Origin of the sequence: Terrimonas alba (assembly GCF_042434975.1) — a bacterium.
GTDB lineage: Bacteria > Bacteroidota > Bacteroidia > Chitinophagales > Chitinophagaceae > Terrimonas_B > Terrimonas_B alba.
Genome location: NZ_JBHMQM010000003.1, coordinates 59959 through 75087 on the forward strand (window position 1 = coordinate 59959; position 15129 = coordinate 75087).

14 protein-coding genes and 2 tRNA genes are annotated in these 15129 nt (G+C 41.7%); 8 read left to right on the forward strand and 8 right to left on the reverse strand.

The features are described 5' to 3' along the window. The first annotated feature begins 14 nt into the window (after positions 1-14). Positions 15-1547 carry a MoxR family ATPase gene (locus tag ACFEL9_RS09170; protein ID WP_385888729.1) on the forward strand — a complete coding sequence of 511 codons (1533 nt, stop codon included), beginning with the start codon at positions 15-17 and terminating at the stop codon, positions 1545-1547. Positions 1548-1665: 118 nt separating this feature from the next. On the opposite strand, the gene murB is transcribed toward ACFEL9_RS09170, so the two are convergent. Beyond that, on the reverse strand, positions 1666-2703 hold the full coding sequence (murB, locus tag ACFEL9_RS09175; protein WP_385888731.1) for a UDP-N-acetylmuramate dehydrogenase: 1038 nt from the start codon (positions 2701-2703) through the stop codon (positions 1666-1668). A 33-nt stretch (positions 2704-2736) separates the two neighbouring features. Between murB and ACFEL9_RS09180 the strand changes: the two genes are divergently transcribed. Then, positions 2737-3411, forward strand: coding sequence for an NAD(P)H-binding protein (locus ACFEL9_RS09180; protein WP_385888734.1), 675 nt, complete (start codon positions 2737-2739; stop codon positions 3409-3411). 223 nt (positions 3412-3634) lie between these two features. Here the strand turns inward: ACFEL9_RS09180 and priA are convergent, their stop codons facing one another. The 3 genes from priA to ACFEL9_RS09195 all read right to left on the reverse strand — a co-directional run bounded on the left by priA (position 3635) and on the right by ACFEL9_RS09195 (position 7479). Continuing rightward, positions 3635-6163 (reverse strand): replication restart helicase PriA, encoded by a 2529-nt coding sequence (priA, locus tag ACFEL9_RS09185; protein WP_385888736.1) that lies wholly within the window; start codon positions 6161-6163, stop codon positions 3635-3637. 87 nt (positions 6164-6250) lie between these two features. Beyond that, entirely contained in the window at positions 6251-7021 is a 771-nt protein-coding gene (locus ACFEL9_RS09190) for a lysophospholipid acyltransferase family protein (protein ID WP_385888738.1), read from the reverse strand. Further along, positions 7021-7479, reverse strand: a complete 459-nt coding sequence (locus ACFEL9_RS09195; protein ID WP_385888740.1) for a DUF4258 domain-containing protein — start codon at positions 7477-7479, stop codon at positions 7021-7023. Before ACFEL9_RS09195 ends, ACFEL9_RS09190 begins: the two co-directional genes overlap by 1 nt. A gap of 109 nt (positions 7480-7588) precedes the next feature. Here ACFEL9_RS09195 and mtaB point away from each other — a divergent pair, with 109 nt between their 5' ends. The 3 genes from mtaB to ACFEL9_RS09210 all read left to right on the forward strand — a co-directional run bounded on the left by mtaB (position 7589) and on the right by ACFEL9_RS09210 (position 11410). Beyond that, on the forward strand, positions 7589-8881 hold the full coding sequence (mtaB, locus tag ACFEL9_RS09200; protein WP_385888742.1) for a tRNA (N(6)-L-threonylcarbamoyladenosine(37)-C(2))-methylthiotransferase MtaB: 1293 nt from the start codon (positions 7589-7591) through the stop codon (positions 8879-8881). A 423-nt stretch (positions 8882-9304) separates the two neighbouring features. After that, the gene (locus ACFEL9_RS09205; RefSeq protein WP_385888744.1) at positions 9305-10177 is read left to right on the forward strand and encodes a glycosyltransferase family 2 protein; all 873 of its coding nucleotides are present in this window, start codon (positions 9305-9307) and stop codon (positions 10175-10177) included. A 108-nt stretch (positions 10178-10285) separates the two neighbouring features. Further along, the gene (locus tag ACFEL9_RS09210; RefSeq protein ID WP_385888746.1) at positions 10286-11410 is read left to right on the forward strand and encodes a glycosyltransferase family 4 protein; all 1125 of its coding nucleotides are present in this window, start codon (positions 10286-10288) and stop codon (positions 11408-11410) included. A gap of 121 nt (positions 11411-11531) precedes the next feature. Here the strand turns inward: ACFEL9_RS09210 and ACFEL9_RS09215 are convergent. Further along, positions 11532-11606 (reverse strand) — tRNA-Val (locus tag ACFEL9_RS09215). 81 nt (positions 11607-11687) lie between these two features. Between ACFEL9_RS09215 and ACFEL9_RS09220 the strand changes: the two genes are divergently transcribed. Next, positions 11688-11996: a hypothetical protein gene (locus ACFEL9_RS09220; RefSeq protein WP_385888749.1), complete on the forward strand. Its 309-nt coding sequence runs from the start codon at positions 11688-11690 to the stop codon at positions 11994-11996. 84 nt (positions 11997-12080) lie between these two features. On the opposite strand, the gene ACFEL9_RS09225 is transcribed toward ACFEL9_RS09220, so the two are convergent. Both ACFEL9_RS09225 and ACFEL9_RS09230 read right to left on the reverse strand, forming a co-directional pair. After that, positions 12081-12629, reverse strand: a complete 549-nt coding sequence (locus ACFEL9_RS09225) for a DNA-3-methyladenine glycosylase I (protein ID WP_385888752.1) — start codon at positions 12627-12629, stop codon at positions 12081-12083. A gap of 187 nt (positions 12630-12816) precedes the next feature. After that, positions 12817-12891: transfer RNA gene (locus ACFEL9_RS09230), tRNA-Val, on the reverse strand. Positions 12892-13278: 387 nt separating this feature from the next. Between ACFEL9_RS09230 and ACFEL9_RS09235 the strand changes: the two genes are divergently transcribed. Together ACFEL9_RS09235 and aat are read left to right on the forward strand one after the other, a co-directional pair. Further along, entirely contained in the window at positions 13279-13581 is a 303-nt protein-coding gene (locus tag ACFEL9_RS09235) for an ATP-dependent Clp protease adaptor ClpS (RefSeq protein ID WP_385888755.1), read from the forward strand. 27 nt (positions 13582-13608) lie between these two features. Next, positions 13609-14256 (forward strand): leucyl/phenylalanyl-tRNA--protein transferase, encoded by a 648-nt coding sequence (gene aat, locus ACFEL9_RS09240; RefSeq protein WP_385888757.1) that lies wholly within the window; start codon positions 13609-13611, stop codon positions 14254-14256. A gap of 6 nt (positions 14257-14262) precedes the next feature. On the opposite strand, the gene ACFEL9_RS09245 is transcribed toward aat, so the two are convergent. Continuing rightward, entirely contained in the window at positions 14263-14994 is a 732-nt protein-coding gene (locus tag ACFEL9_RS09245; protein ID WP_385888760.1) for an esterase family protein, read from the reverse strand. Between the last annotated feature and the right edge of the window lie 135 nt (positions 14995-15129).

Sequence of the window (15129 nt, forward strand, 5' to 3'; positions counted from 1 at the left end):
TCAAGGTTCAGACTATGGATATAAATAAAATAAAAACACTTGGCGAATTAAAAAAAAGTGGCTATCGTCCCAAAAGTATCAAGGAAGAAATAAGACAAAACCTGATTGCAAAATTGCAAAGACAGGAAACTACGTTTGACGGAATTATCGGCTATGAAGATAGTGTGATACCCGACGTAGAAAGAGCCTTGCTAAGTAAGCATAATATTTTATTTCTCGGCTTACGTGGACAGGCTAAAACAAGAATGGCCCGTCAAATGACGCAGTTATTGGACGAATACGTTCCGGGCGTTGCCGGCAGTGAGATCAATGATGACCCTATCAACCCGGTGTCAAAATTTTCACATGAACAAATTGCGACTTACGGCGATGACACGCCTATTCACTGGATACACCGAAGTGAACGTTATGGTGAAAAGCTGGCGACACCTGATGTAAGCGTAGCGGATCTTATTGGCGATATCGATCCGATCAAGGCAGCTAACCTGAAGCTAAGCTTTGCCGATGAAAAAGTAATTCACTACGGCATCATACCAAGAAGCAACCGCAGCATTTTTGTGATCAATGAATTACCAGACCTGCAAGCCCGGATACAGGTGGCGCTGTTTAATATTTTAGAAGAAGGTGATGTCCAAATAAGAGGATTCAAGCTTCGATTGCCACTTGATATTCTATTTGTGTTCACAGCCAACCCTGAAGATTATACTAACCGGGGTTCGATCGTCACACCATTAAAAGACAGGATCGAAAGCCAGATACTGACGCATTACCCCAAGTCGCTGGAACATGCTTTGGAAATTACAGAACAGGAAGCCACAATCAGTGACGAGCAAAAAAGCAAGGTAAAAGTGAGTGACCTGGTAAAGCGGTTGATCGAACAGGTGGCTTTTGAAGCAAGGGGAAGCGAATTCGTGGATAAGAAGAGCGGTGTCAGTGCAAGGCTTACTATTTCTGCATTTGAAAATGCGGTAAGCGCCGCCGAACGCAGGGCTATTATCAATAATGAAAAACAAACGCAGGTGTGGGTGGCCGACCTTGCCGGTATCATCCCGGCTATCACAGGTAAAGTAGAACTGGTATATGAAGGAGAACAGGAAGGTCCTTACCAGGTGGCCATGAACTTAGTGGATAAAGCCATCCGCAGCCAATTCACTCAATATTTTCCCAATCCGGAAACCCTTAAGAAACGAAAGGCAACCGGCAAGCCCTCGCAGCAGGTCAAAGAAGATGATAATCCTTACCGTGCCATCATCAGTTGGTTTGATAAAGGCAATCACCTGAACGTCTCATTTAATACAAGCGATAAAGACAAAACAATGTTGCTTTACCAGGTAGACGGTTTACATGCACTGGTAAGAAAATTTTTTGCCAATGCCAATGATACCGAAACCGCTTTCCTGATGGAGTTTGTGTTACATGGCCTGGCTTCTTATTCGCTTATCAGTAAAAAGATATTTGAAACAAAAATCGAATTCAAGGACCTGATGGGAAGTATGATGAATTTCGACAGCAAAGATTATGAAGAGGAGTTTGATGAGGAAGCTTAACTAATCGGGTTCACGAAGAACTCCAAACTTACACGAAGGACGCGAAGTTTATACTGCTTTGTGTCCTTCGTGTTTTCTTAGTGGCCGCTGTGTTACTTTTTTATTATTTTGACATGCTCTATATAATATTCACCTCACGTTCCAGCGCCACGCCAAATTTATCCGCTACACTATCAACAATTTTTTCACTCAACGCATATATCTCACTTCCTTTTGCATTGCCATAATTGACTAAAACAAGTGCCTGCTTTGCATGCACCCCGGCGTCACCATCCCGGAATCCTTTCCAGCCACATTGCTCGATCAGCCATCCCGCAGCCAACTTCATGGAACCATCCGCATTTTCATACCCTACTATTAAAGGAAATTCAGATTGGAGTGCAAGGAATTTTTCTTTTGCAACAGATGGATTCTTAAAAAAACTGCCTGCATTACCTATTTCTTTCGGATCAGGTAATTTGGAGGAACGAATATTGATCACTGCCTGGGAAACAGTTTTGATATTTACCTCCTGCACACCCATTTTTTCCAGTTCCTGCTCTATTGCACCATAGCTTGTATTGACCTTTGGTTTTTTGCTCAGCCGGTAAGTAACATCGGCGATGACGAACTGATCCTTGTATTTCCGTTTAAACACACTCTCCCGGTAGCCGAACTCACAATCTTTTAATTTGAATATGTAATTTCCCTTTTCCTGCAGGTGAAAGGCTGTTAACTCATGAAAAACATCTTTGATCTCGGCGCCATAAGCCCCGATATTTTGCATGGGCGACGCCCCTACACATCCCGGAATCAGCGATAGATTCTCCAGGCCGCCCCAGTTATTTTCAATACAATGCAAAACAACCTGGTGCCAGTTCTCCCCTGCCCCGCACTTTATATAAATAAAATTTTCATCCTCTGAAATCTTTTCAATTCCATTGATCTCATTTTTCAGAACAACACCGTCAAAATCTTTTGTAAACAAAATATTGCTCCCACCTCCCAGCACGAGGTTTGAGGTTTGAGGTTTTTGCTTCGTGCCTCGCAATGACGAGCTTGAGGTTAATAGATTCTGCAGTTCTTCCAGCGAATGAAAGCTGGCAAAATACCTGGCCGCCGCTTCGATTCCAAATGTATTGTATGACTTCAACGAAATATTTTCCTGAAATTGCATAGACATAAATTGAGCAATTATACTGCAAAAATCATGAGCGAAAAAATAGCTACGATAATCGGAGCAACCGGCATGATCGGCAATTATTTATTAGAAGAAATATTGGCCGACGATTACTTTGATACTGCCAGGGTCATTGTACGGAGACCTTATGAAAAAAAACACCCGAAAATGGAAGTAAAACTAGTGGACTTTTCAGATACCGAATCATTGAAGCTGGCGCTGGATGGAAGTGGTGCAGTTTTTTCCTGCATTGGCACCACTCAAAAAAATGTAAAAGGCAATCATGATCTCTATCGGCAAATTGATTTTGATATTCCGGTGAAAGCCGCAACGCTTTGTAAGGAATTGGGCTGTGAAAAATTTATCCTTGTCTCCGCCGTAGGGGCCAACCGTCACAGCAACACATTTTATCTAAAGCTAAAGGGCGAATTGGAAAATGCTATCCACGGTATTGGATTACGGTCAGTACATATTATGCAACCATCCCAATTGCTGGGAGAGAGAAAAGAAAAGCGTACCGGCGAAAGTATCCTCCAGGGATCAATGAAAACTTTATCAGGAATATTTGTTGGCTCACTCCGAAAATACAGGGCTATACACGGCAAGACGGTTGCGAAAGCGATGTTAAATGCTGCGAAAAAAAGTGAATCAGGTTTTTACAGATATACGTTTGATGGGATAAAGAAAGTAGCGGAGATGGATTAAACCAAGCCTCTCCCGGCATCACCCTCTTATCTCTTCTCCTCGTTTCGCTTTGCTCGCAATGACGAAGAGGGACGGGCTGCATTACTAATCAATCTTCATCACTACCACATCAGCCTTGAATCTCTGCGCTGCATTTTCGGGACCCGAATTCTTGCGGAGTCTTCGAAAACCGGGGCTGTGCATAGATGGTCCCGACTGTTCCGTCGGGATCGGAAGGAGGCCTCTAAATCACATCGACATCCGGCACAATTCCCACACTCTTATATCTTTTTTCATTGTGCAAAAGGGCTACCTGCTCCAGCAAATCCTTTTTGCAATTGATCAAAAGATTTTTATCCTTCGGCAATTTTAATAGCAGCTCCATCAGGTATTGATTACGGATGCGGCCAACAACAGGCTCCGCCGGACCTACCAGGTAGTTACCGTATTTATTTTTTAGTGCATTGGCAAAATGATGCGCCGCTCCCTCCACAACTTCTTTTATTTTGTGCTTAAACGAAAGATGGATAATGCGGGAAAATGGCGGATAAAAAAATTGTTTTCTTTTTTCCAGCTCATCTGCATACATTTTTTTGTAATCATGTTGCTGCACATACTGCAAAACGGGATGATGCGGCTGCGAGGTTTGTATCAACACTTTCCCGGTAATATTCTTCACTCCTGCCATCCCCGGCTTTCTGCCGGCACGCCCACTTACCTGCTCCATCAACTGAAACCCCCTTTCATTGACCCTGAAGTCAGCAAAATGCAACAATCCGTCCGCGTCCAGGATTCCAACCAAATCCACATTATCGAAGTCAAGCCCTTTTACCACCATTTGCGTACCGGCTAAAATGTCAATACGGCGCTGTTCGAACTGTTGTATCAGTACATCATGTGCATTTTTCCCCCTTACCGTATCGATATCCATCCGGGCCACCTTTGCCTTCGGGAAAGTTTCTTGTAACAACTCTTCAATTTTTTCCGTTCCAAAATTTCTCTCTTTAAAACTATGGCTACCACAGGCAGCACAGGTAATCACCGGTGCATAGGTGGTGCCGCAGTAATGACACAGTAATTTATTAGAAAACTTATGGAAAGTCAGTGACACGTCACAGTATTTGCATTGAGGCACCCATCCGCACACCGTACAGATCTGGTAAGGTGTATAGCCGCGCCGGTTTTGAAAAAGTATCACCTGCTTATTGCGGTCAAGCACCTGTTGTATCGCCGCAACCAAATGGGGTGAAAGCATCACTTTGGACCGGTCCTTTTGCTCAATCTTTTTTGTATCCACTACCTCTACATTCGGCATTTCTACCTCACCGTAACGAACCATCAATTCAACAAGGCCATACTTTCCTTTTTGAGCATTATAATATGACTCAAGCGATGGGGTGGCGCTTCCCAATACTACATTAGCGTTGAACAAGGAAGCAAAATAGATGGCTGCATCCCGGCCATTATATCGTGGAGCCGGCTCCTGCTGTTTGTAGGAGGAATCATGTTCTTCATCACATATGACCAACCCCAGGTTGGTGTAGGGCAGGAAAATAGAAGACCTTGCGCCTAATACTATTTTTAATTCACCGCTCTTTACCTTATTCCATATCTCTACCCGCTCATTAGGCGAAAACTTAGAATGATAAATACCAATGAAGCCACCAAAATGTTTTTGCAACCGCCGGATTATCTGCGAGGTCAGTGCGATCTCCGGCAACATATACAAAACCTGCTGCCCCCTTCTTATATATTGTTCGATAAGTTTTATGTAAATATTTGTTTTGCCGCTGGATGTAACACCATGCAACAAGCAAACAGGTTTGGTTATAAAAATTTCCTGAATTTCTGCTAACGCTTTTTGCTGTGGTGCCGATAAATCAAAATCGACCTTAATATCTTTTGGCAGAAACCGGAGCCGGTCTACATTTCTTTTTTCTGTCCACAGTATCTTTTTGTCGACCAACCCTTTTAACTGTGCATCCGTTGCTCCTGACTTTTTTAGCAGCTCTGTTTTTGTTACTTCACCTTCAGTTTTTACCAGGTACAAATAACTCAACAATAATTCCATTTGCTTTTCTGCTCTTTGTAGTTTCTTATCCTCGTTCAACAATTTAGCCAACTCTTCTTCATTGTCGTATTGATGATTCAATAAAACATATGTCTCCTTTTTAGGTGCATATGTTTGCTTTAATGCCTCCCATACAAAACACACTTTTTTATGGATCAGCCGGTTGATAACAGGATAGACATGAGACGAATCCAATATTTGCTGAACTTCCGGCAATTTCAATTCCTTCTTTATCAACAAGGCCTCCCCAACCAGGTACTCATCATGATCAAGTGCAGAAAAATCATCGCCATACTCCTCGTTGTAAACAAGAATTGTTTCACTCGACAATTTAAAGTGTGCAGGCAAAGCAGCGGCCATTACTTCCCCTTCGCTGCACATGTAGTAAGAGGCCAGCCATTCCCAGAGTTTTAATTGTTGGTCAAAAACAACAGGTTCCGCATCGAGCACATTTAGAATTGGCTTCGGTTCAAAAAAGTCAGGCTTCTGATCGTGAATAGACTTAACAACGCCAGCATACTTCTTATTCTTCCCCAAATTCACTTCAACCCGGCATCCCACTTTGACAGTTTCGATGAGGTTAGCCGGAATCGCCCAGGTAAACGTTTTGGGTAATGCAAGAGGTATGATAATATCCGCATACAGTTCACGGTTGCTCCCTATTGTATTTCCTTCTCTTGTATTGTTGATTTCTGCTGCCATGAGGGTTTAAAGATAATTAGCAATTACCAAGCAAAAATATTTACCGCAACAGCGAGGTTAGTGTCCCACTAATCCATTTAAATCTTGCTAATCGTGGTTCATTCTTATCCAAGCAGCTTTGTATGCGATCAATTTCTTCTCCATCGTTGCGTACACTTTTTGTTTTAACGATTGGACATCTCCAGCCTTTAACCCGGCCACTGGTATTTCATCCAGGTAAACGATCCTGCACTTTCCGGGTGTCATTGAAAAAATGCTGTTGTAATGCATTCTGCTGTAGGTATCTAAAAACAAAACAGGCTTAACAGGAGTTTGTGTTTCGATAGCTACTCTAAAGGCACCATCATAAAATTCTTTTAAAGGCTTATTGGATATGTTGAATGTTCCTTCCGGAAAGACCACCACCGAAATACCTTTTGAAATGATGGACTTCAGGATACGGATGCTGGCAGCCCGGTGTTCAACACTACTTCTATCAACCGCCACGATGGCCTTTTTATAGATGAATCCAAACAACGGCACGTTACTCATCTCTAATTTGCCCAAAGGACGAACAGGCTGACGATAGGCCTTCACCAGCACCGCCGAATCGATATAAGAAATATGGTTGGTGACAAAAACATATGGCTTCAACTTATTATGCGGCGCCTCGTAGATCTTTTTATGAAAAATAAAGATGAGTGGAAACCAGATATCTGCCCACAATGAGCAAAGACGCAAAATCATATTCCCACCTTTTATCCTTCCAAAAAAACTCGATATAATAACAAACGGAAAGATCAATAGCATGATCGCTACAAAAAGAATATGTGCATAAAAACTATACAGCCATTGAAGTGGTTTCAGCAGCCAGGCCATTATTTCCCTTTTTTAGATGAATGTTCATCACCCGGGCAATGGCATTCCCAATCTGTATCCAGGTCAATGCTTGTAATCACTTTTGTTTTTAAGTCGCATTGAGCAAATACAATGCGCACCCGTTGATTGTCTTTGGTAATTCCTTCCAATGCATAAGTTGGGCAGGGTTTGTCTTTTACGTCTGATTTGGCGTAATTGATTTTCCCATCCCGCATTACTTCTTCCACCTCGGCCTGGGAAATATGCCTGCATTCCATTCTGCATTTGGCATGCCCGGTGTACTCAATAAACGAAATCCGTCTGTCAAAACCACGGTTACGATTAATCGCTGAAGATTTCTCATTTTTATCCTGAATAGTTTTGGGATCAGCCAGCTCGTTTTCTTGGTATCTCTTTACAAAAAAAAGAACAACTGCCAAAGCAAGAATGATAAGATAGGGCCACCATTTTTTATTCACCACAGTAATTTTTACAAATTAAAAGTAAATCCATGATTGTCAACAATTGGTTCATCATAATCCTTTTAAATCCTTCAAATCGGGGTTGTGACTTATCTTTGCGGCCACTATGGCAGAATCGAGGACAGTAGCGTTTCATACACTGGGTTGTAAACTCAATTTTTCAGAAACTTCTTCCCTTTCAAGGCTTCTTGAAAACGAAGGTTTTGAGAAAAAAGAGTTTGATGATATGGCCGACGTGTATGTGATCAATACCTGTTCTGTTACCGAAAACGCAGATAAGGAATGCCGCCACCTCGTTCGCCGTATTCAACGCAGATCTCCCGAAAGCTTAGTAGTAATTACCGGTTGCTATGCCCAATTAAAGCCTAAAGAAATAGCTGAAATTCCAGGAGTGGACCTGGTGTTGGGCGCCGCTGAAAAATTCAATATCGCACAGCATATTCGTGAGCTCAGTAAAGGAGATTCTGCGAAAATCTGTAGCTGCGATATCGAAGAGGTATCCGGCTTTCATTCTTCATGGTCTATAAATGACCGTACCAGAACGTTTTTGAAAGTGCAGGATGGATGCGATTATAACTGTTCTTTTTGCACCATTCCCATGGCGAGAGGGAAAAGCAGGAGCGATAGCATAAGCAACGTAATTAAGAGTGCAGAGGAACTCGCTGCCAATGGTACAAAAGAAATCGTGCTGACAGGTATAAATCTCGGCGACTTTGGAAAGGGGCCTGATGGTGCCGGTTCAACACCAGGAATTAATAGCAGGCCGGAAAATTTTTATTCGCTAATACAGCATTTGGAAAAAGTGGAAGGGATCGAACGGTACCGCATCTCCTCTATCGAGCCCAACCTGCTTACCAACGAAATCATTGAATTTGTAGCCAACAGCGACAAGTTTATGCCGCATTTTCATATTCCTCTGCAAAGCGGCAGCAACACTATTTTGGGCATGATGCGCAGAAGATACAAGAGAGAATTGTACGCTGACCGGGTAAAACTGATCAAGACCTTAATGCCGCATTGTGCCATCGGCGTCGATGTGATCGTTGGCTTTCCCGGTGAGACGGAGGAGTATTTCAAGGAAACATTTGATTTTCTCCATTCGCTGGATATCTCCTACCTGCATGTATTTACTTATTCCGAAAGAGATAACACCCATGCGCTGACATTAAAGCCGGTGGTGCCGGTAAACGTTCGTCATGAAAGAAATAAGACGCTGCGCAACCTGTCATATATGAAAATGCAGTACTTCACAGAGCAGCATGCAGGGCAAACTCGCAAGGTCTTGTTTGAAAAAAATGGGAAAGGCGAAATGATGGAAGGCTACACCGACAATTATATCCGCATTACTACTCCCTATCGGGAAGAATGGAGAAATAAAATTGTTGTGTGGAGGCTATGACCTCCGGATAATTTTCCCCCATCCGTTCCGATATTTTTTGGTGAGTGCCTGCAAGAAGCAATTAATTACTAATCTTTTATCTTATTTTAAACCAAAAGAAATAACTCCGGTTATTACTAAAAAAAATCATTCGTTGTGGAAAAATCAAATTCTTGGCAAAAACCTTGAAAAAATCCCGGACAGTGTATATTTTCACATTCAAATAAAGAGAACTTTAGCCGTAAACATGAAAACTTACTACTAACAATGTTCTCCAATCTCTTGCGATGAGAGGTGAAAAGCAAGGAGTACAACTCTGAAAACACTTTCTCAAATCTGCAAACAACGTCAGATCGTAGGTTTAAACGCTGACACCTTCTAATATCTCCCAATAAATATGAAAGGCCTGGAAAAGATTTTTACGTACCAGGATAATAGAAAATTATGATTCAACTTGCAATTCTCTTAACCTCCTATAACAGGAAAGAAAAAACCCTATCCTGTCTTAGGAGCGTTTACAGCCAGGAAGATATCAGCAACTACAACTTTGAAATTTATTTGGTGGATGATAACTCTACAGACGGTACGGGTGAAGCTGTAAAAATTGAATTTCCTAATGTGCATGTTTTCAAAGGAAGCGGCGATCTTTTCTGGGCCGGTGGCATGCGTTATGCCTGGCGGGAAGCGATAAAAACAAAAAAGAGTTTTGATTATTTCTTATTGCTGAATGATGATACGCTCCTGTTAAATGGTGCATTTAAAAATCTGTTTGCAGATTTGAAAACAATGAAGAATGAGCAATGCATCCTGATTGGTTCAACTAAAGACAAAATTTCGGGCAATTTTTCTTACGGTGGCCGACTTTTGAAGAATGGTTATATCTCGAAGGCTGAGGTAGTGAAGCCTAATAATGTTTCCCCCCAGTTGTGTCATCTCGGTAATGCCAACATTATGCTGGTACCCGCAAAAGTGGTTGATAAAATAGGAGTCCTGTCCGATCTTTATATACACAGTTTTGCGGATTATGATTATACGTTGAAAGCAAAAAAGGCCGGTATTCCGTCCTATATCTGCTCATATTATTGCGGCTATTGTTCGGACGATCATGGAGTAAATTGGAAAACCGGTGATCATAGCCTAAAACAACGCATACAATACCTGTATAGCCATAAAGGCCTTGCCTACAAAGAATATCTTGCTTTTGTCAGGAAATTTTTTCCGCTCTACTTGCCAAAAGCGTGGGCATTACTTTGGACAAAAACCTTTTTCCCTGTTTTGTGGGAATCAAGAGGGAAAAAACAAACTGTCCGTGCATAGGACAACCTGGCTAATTTTCAATCCACCAATCTTCTGTTATAGCCATAGATAATCCAATATCCTGACGAAAGCAAAAATCATTTCGTATCACCAGTTAAAACGAACCTTATGATTAAGACAGTACTTGTCACGAACATCCCTGCCCCTTACAGAGAAAAGCTTCATGAATTAATCGCCGAAAAATTTCAGCATAATTATACAGTTATTTACTGTGCTGAAAAAGAAGCTGACAGAACCTGGAAATTCAATCTTGGTAATTACAAAAAGATTTTCTTATCAAAGTACAACAAAACCACTGTGCACAGCAATCACAGGATATGGCGTGTTTTGAATAGAATTAATCCTGAAGTTGTGATCCTGGATGGGTTTTATCCCACTATGTTATACGCTTTCGCCTGGTGCATGGTAAACAAAAAAAAGCCATTGATCTTTACCGACGGCACATTAAATTCTGAAAACCGCTTATCAATTATTCATAAGCTTATCCGGAAAATCGTTTTTTCAAAAACAAATGCCTTTATCGGTGTAAGCGACGGTGCTAAGGCCCTCTACAAAAGTTATGACATCGAAAACCATCGGTTTTTCCGAAGCTACCTGTGCGTGGATAACACCCAGTTTAAAAAAGTGCCATTAGCTGAAAAGAAATATGAGTTGATGTTTTCGGCTCGTTTTATTGACCTGAAGCTTCCTTTCTTTTTCGTCGAAATTGCTAAACAAGTAAAAGAAAGACTTGGTTATTGCCGGGTGTTGCTGATAGGCTCGGGAGAACTAAAGGAAGACGTACTAAAAAAACTTGACGAATACGGTATCGACTATGATTATCCGGGATTCGTAGAAACCAGGAATTTACCAGAGTATTATTCGAAAGCCAAAATTCTCCTGTTTCCCACTCTCAATGACACCTGGGGTGTAGTAGCAAATGAGGCTATGGCGGCAGGGCTACCGGTTATCACCTGCGAAAATGCCGGTGTAGCTCATGACCTGGTTATCCAGGAAGAAACTGGGTTTGTACTCCCTGTGGAAAAGGAAGTCTGGGCTGAAACAGTGGTTAATATTTTGAAAGACCAGGCTTTGTACGAGAAACTATCTGCTAATGCACACAAACATGTACAGAAATACAATTTTCAAAATGCAGCAAAAGGCGTGATTGATGCCATACAATCGGCAGTTGCCTGCCTGTCTGTAATTTCGGCGCTTCATATCGGGACGTTTGAAACATTGATGGCTGCCTAGCTACGGGTACTTTATCAGTTCATAGGTCTACAAAATGAAATAAACCTTCCTATCGCAGGAAGGTTTATTTCATTTTAGATTTTTTTGATGCTCAGCCACTGCAGGCAAGAGGCTAAAAATGTGGGACGTACTGGACTCGAACCAGTGACCCCTACTCTGTCAAAGTAATGCTCTAAACCAACTGAGCTAACGTCCCGGGTTGGCAAAATTAAGGTCTTTTATCACTTGATTTTTAAGAAATTATTTTTCGGCATTTTGCAACTTTCAGCGGTTTATTTTGTCTATTTTACTAGTAATGAAAAAATACCAGGTGACGATACAGTTCGAGATGTCAGATGATTTTATGGAGTTGATCCCCCCTCATCGTACTTATGTCAATTTCCTTATTAATAAAGATATAGTTGACCAGTATGCCGTAAGCATGGAAACACAACGTGTGTGGATAACCCTGAATGCAGCCGGAAAAAAAGAAGTCGAGGATATTCTGAAAAAATCGCCTCTACATAAGTTTTGGAGCTACGAGATAGATGAACTGTTTGTTATTGATGGTTTGCATTATAGGTTACCCGCAGTCCAACCTAATTAGGGATGACAAATATCAGCGTACAAATGACAGGCAGTTGTGCCTATTATAGAATTTCCGCTACTGCCAATTGCCTTCTCTTTCCCTCTACTTTTCCGCCCATTTGGGTTTTTGCTTCAGAACCTTCTTGTACACTGGACAGGTTTCAATATGGCTCCCGGGCAGATAACCTGCACTCATTAAAAATTCGTTGACAATTTCCCCACCTGTAAACCGAAAGTTTTTTTTAAACAATTTCACCCATTCCTCTTTTGTCTTGGGGTGATGGTTATCCAGCCAGTTCTTAAATGATCCGAATTCCTTTTGAATCGATTGGATGCTTTGGGCATTATGTATAGCCGCTTCAATTTTTAAGCGATTGCGGATAATTCCGGCGTCCTGTAACAACTTCTCTTTCTTTTTGACAGTGTAACGGGCTACTTTATTGATTTCAAAATTGTCGAAGGCCGCAAAGAAGTTATCCTTCTTTTTCAGAATCGTTTCCCAACTAAGCCCAGCCTGGTTAATTTCCAACACTAATCTTGCAAAAAGCAAATTATCGTCATTGATTGGAAAGCCATACTCATTGTCATGATAGTGCCGGTGAACCGTGTCCTTCCCGGCATTTTGAACGAATTCGCAGTAAGAAGATGCCATAAGATAAATTTAGGAAAATAAAAAAGACTTCAACCTGCGACCTTCTTGTGGGAGTTGATCCCGGTTCAACCGGGACCGACCCTCCCGATACTTCGACTCCGCTTAGCACATCGGGATGCACTCAACCAACCAGGCATCTTGGTAAAAAAAAAGAAGGCTTCAGCATGAACTGAAACCTTCTTTGTTGTGGGAGTTGACGGGCTCGAACCGCCGACCCTCTGCTTGTAAGGCAGATGCTCTGAACCAACTGAGCTAAACTCCCTTTTTTATTGGGAGTGCAAAGATAAGGGTGTCTCGTTTTTTGCCAAATTTTTTTTCACTCTTTTTAATTTAGTTTCCAGCCTGGAATATGTGGGATTTTTGATCAAAGCCTTTGAAGTTTTTCACAATTCATTTATAGCTATGCCGGGCTAAATTCAAACTTTTGTATAGCCAATCGGAACTTCTCGTTTTCAATTCAGTTGCTCCCGCCAACCCAAGTCGTTTACTCTACATTTACCTGATCTGGATCAGAAGGAATCATTCACCTCAATGAAGACCATCCAAACTAATTCCCATAAAAATTGATTTATAGCAGAATACAAATAGACCGGTAGAATATGTTTTTTACAGCAACAGATTTTCTATTTTTGCATAAATGCCAATGACAATGGCGACTACAAAAAGCAACATACTTACACATAGCCAGGAAGAAACAGATACTCTCACCGATTTTGAGAGCCTGTGTAACCTTATTGTCTGGAATGATGAAGTGAACACGTTTGAGTGGGTGATCGAAACATTGATTGAAGTGTGTGGTCATAGCCCTGAGCAGGCAGAGCAATGTTCCTATTTCATTCACTACAAGGGTAAATACGCCGTCAAACAAGGAGAGTATGACGAACTCAAAGTAATGTGCGATGCCATTACTGAAAGAGGAATTGGCGCTACTGTTGAAGTGATCGCTGAATAAGCTTTTATTCACTACTGATCACATCCCATGTCCCTTTTTATTCTCGATAAAAAGCTTTATTTCCCCCCGGCACATCTGGCTGAACAGGATGGTTTATTAGCCATCGGTGGCGATTTGTCACCCGAAAGATTATTACTGGCTTATAAGCAGGGAATATTTCCCTGGTATGAGACTGATCCCATTCTATGGTGGAGCCCCAATCCTCGTTTTGTATTGTTTCCCGGTGAACTTAAGATCAGCAAAAGCATTAAGCCGCTTTTGAAAAGAAATGAATTTGATTTCACGATCAACAAAGCATTCAAAGACGTAATTCATCAATGCAAAAAAATATCCCGCCCCGATCAGGATGGCACCTGGATAACCCAAGAGGTAGAAAAAGCGTATATAAAAATGCATGAGCTTGGTTATGCCCATAGCGCTGAAGTATGGAAAGAGGGAAATTTGATTGGCGGGCTTTACGGAATCAGGCTGGGAAAAGTTTTTTTTGGCGAAAGCATGTTCAGCAAATTAAGCAACACTTCCCGCTATGCTTTTATCAAATATATTGACCAACTTAGATTGGAAGGCGTGGAATTAATCGACTGCCAGGTTTATACGGAATACCTGGAAAGCTTTGGTGCAAGAATGATAGAGGGAAAAGAATTTACAGCTTTATTGAGGCAGTTAATAAAATAGATTTCATCAAAATCTCGTCCCCAAATAATGTGGTAACATTTTTCGCCAGGTATCCCAATCGTGCGGCCATTCAGCACCCCAAATATCAAGCTCATACCAGATACCCTTATCGTATAATTGTTTGGCAAACCTGCCGCTGGCCGCCGGGTCCTCATAATTACCGCTACCTGTAAGAATATGAATATGCCTGCTTTGACGGATCTGCTCCAATATATTATGATCGGTCAGGTTAGGAATATAATGAGCAGGGCTGTTGAAGTAAACATTCTCATCATAGTGGCCCTTTGTGTACTCCGTCAGATCATAGACACCGCTCATGGCTACTACGCCATTGATGATATCCGGACGTTTTAAAAATAAGTTCATGCTGTGCAGGGCGCCAAACGAAGCGCCGCATGTGATGATCGGCGTGTCCCAACTGCTTGTATTGCGGATAAATGGCACTACCTCATTAAACACATAACTGTTCCATTGCTGGTGGCGGATCGATTTTTGCCAGGGATCCATGCCATTATTCATCCAGCTCTCATTATTGATGCTATCGATGGAATAAATTTTCACTTTACCGCTGTCAACAAAAGGCGCCAGTTCATTCATCAACTGGAAACGTTCATACTCCAGGTAATCCGCAGCAGCAGTCGGTATCATTAGCAGTGCAAATCCATAATCACCATAGGTAGCAACTGGCATTTCTTTCTGCAAAGAAGGACTGTACCATGAAGCGAGTTGACGTTTCATCTGTTTATTCTTTATTTTTTTGAGTCCCGAACTTGTCCGGGAAACTTACCAGGATGAAAATTTCATCCTTACATCCGGTTATTTCGATAAATATATCTCAAAAACTAATATGCTGTACTTCTTGCTATTCATCCG

What these genes read in the sequence shown, in the direction of transcription:
- ACFEL9_RS09210 (WP_385888746.1), top strand. Translation starts at nt 10,286, where the DNA reads ATGATTAAGACAGTACTTGTCACGAACATCCCTGCCCCTTACAGAGAA.
- ACFEL9_RS09170 (WP_385888729.1), top strand. Translation starts at nt 15, where the DNA reads ATGGATATAAATAAAATAAAAACACTTGGCGAATTAAAAAAAAGTGGC.
- ACFEL9_RS09205 (WP_385888744.1), top strand. Translation starts at nt 9,305, where the DNA reads ATGATTCAACTTGCAATTCTCTTAACCTCCTATAACAGGAAAGAAAAA.
- mtaB (WP_385888742.1), top strand. Translation starts at nt 7,589, where the DNA reads ATGGCAGAATCGAGGACAGTAGCGTTTCATACACTGGGTTGTAAACTC.
- ACFEL9_RS09190 (WP_385888738.1), bottom strand. Translation starts at nt 7,021, where the DNA reads ATGGCCTGGCTGCTGAAACCACTTCAATGGCTGTATAGTTTTTATGCA.
- ACFEL9_RS09235 (WP_385888755.1), top strand. Translation starts at nt 13,279, where the DNA reads ATGGCGACTACAAAAAGCAACATACTTACACATAGCCAGGAAGAAACA.
- ACFEL9_RS09180 (WP_385888734.1), top strand. Translation starts at nt 2,737, where the DNA reads ATGAGCGAAAAAATAGCTACGATAATCGGAGCAACCGGCATGATCGGC.
- ACFEL9_RS09225 (WP_385888752.1), bottom strand. Translation starts at nt 12,629, where the DNA reads ATGGCATCTTCTTACTGCGAATTCGTTCAAAATGCCGGGAAGGACACG.
- ACFEL9_RS09245 (WP_385888760.1), bottom strand. Translation starts at nt 14,994, where the DNA reads ATGAAACGTCAACTCGCTTCATGGTACAGTCCTTCTTTGCAGAAAGAA.
- priA (WP_385888736.1), bottom strand. Translation starts at nt 6,163, where the DNA reads ATGGCAGCAGAAATCAACAATACAAGAGAAGGAAATACAATAGGGAGC.
- murB (WP_385888731.1), bottom strand. Translation starts at nt 2,703, where the DNA reads ATGCAATTTCAGGAAAATATTTCGTTGAAGTCATACAATACATTTGGA.
- aat (WP_385888757.1), top strand. Translation starts at nt 13,609, where the DNA reads ATGTCCCTTTTTATTCTCGATAAAAAGCTTTATTTCCCCCCGGCACAT.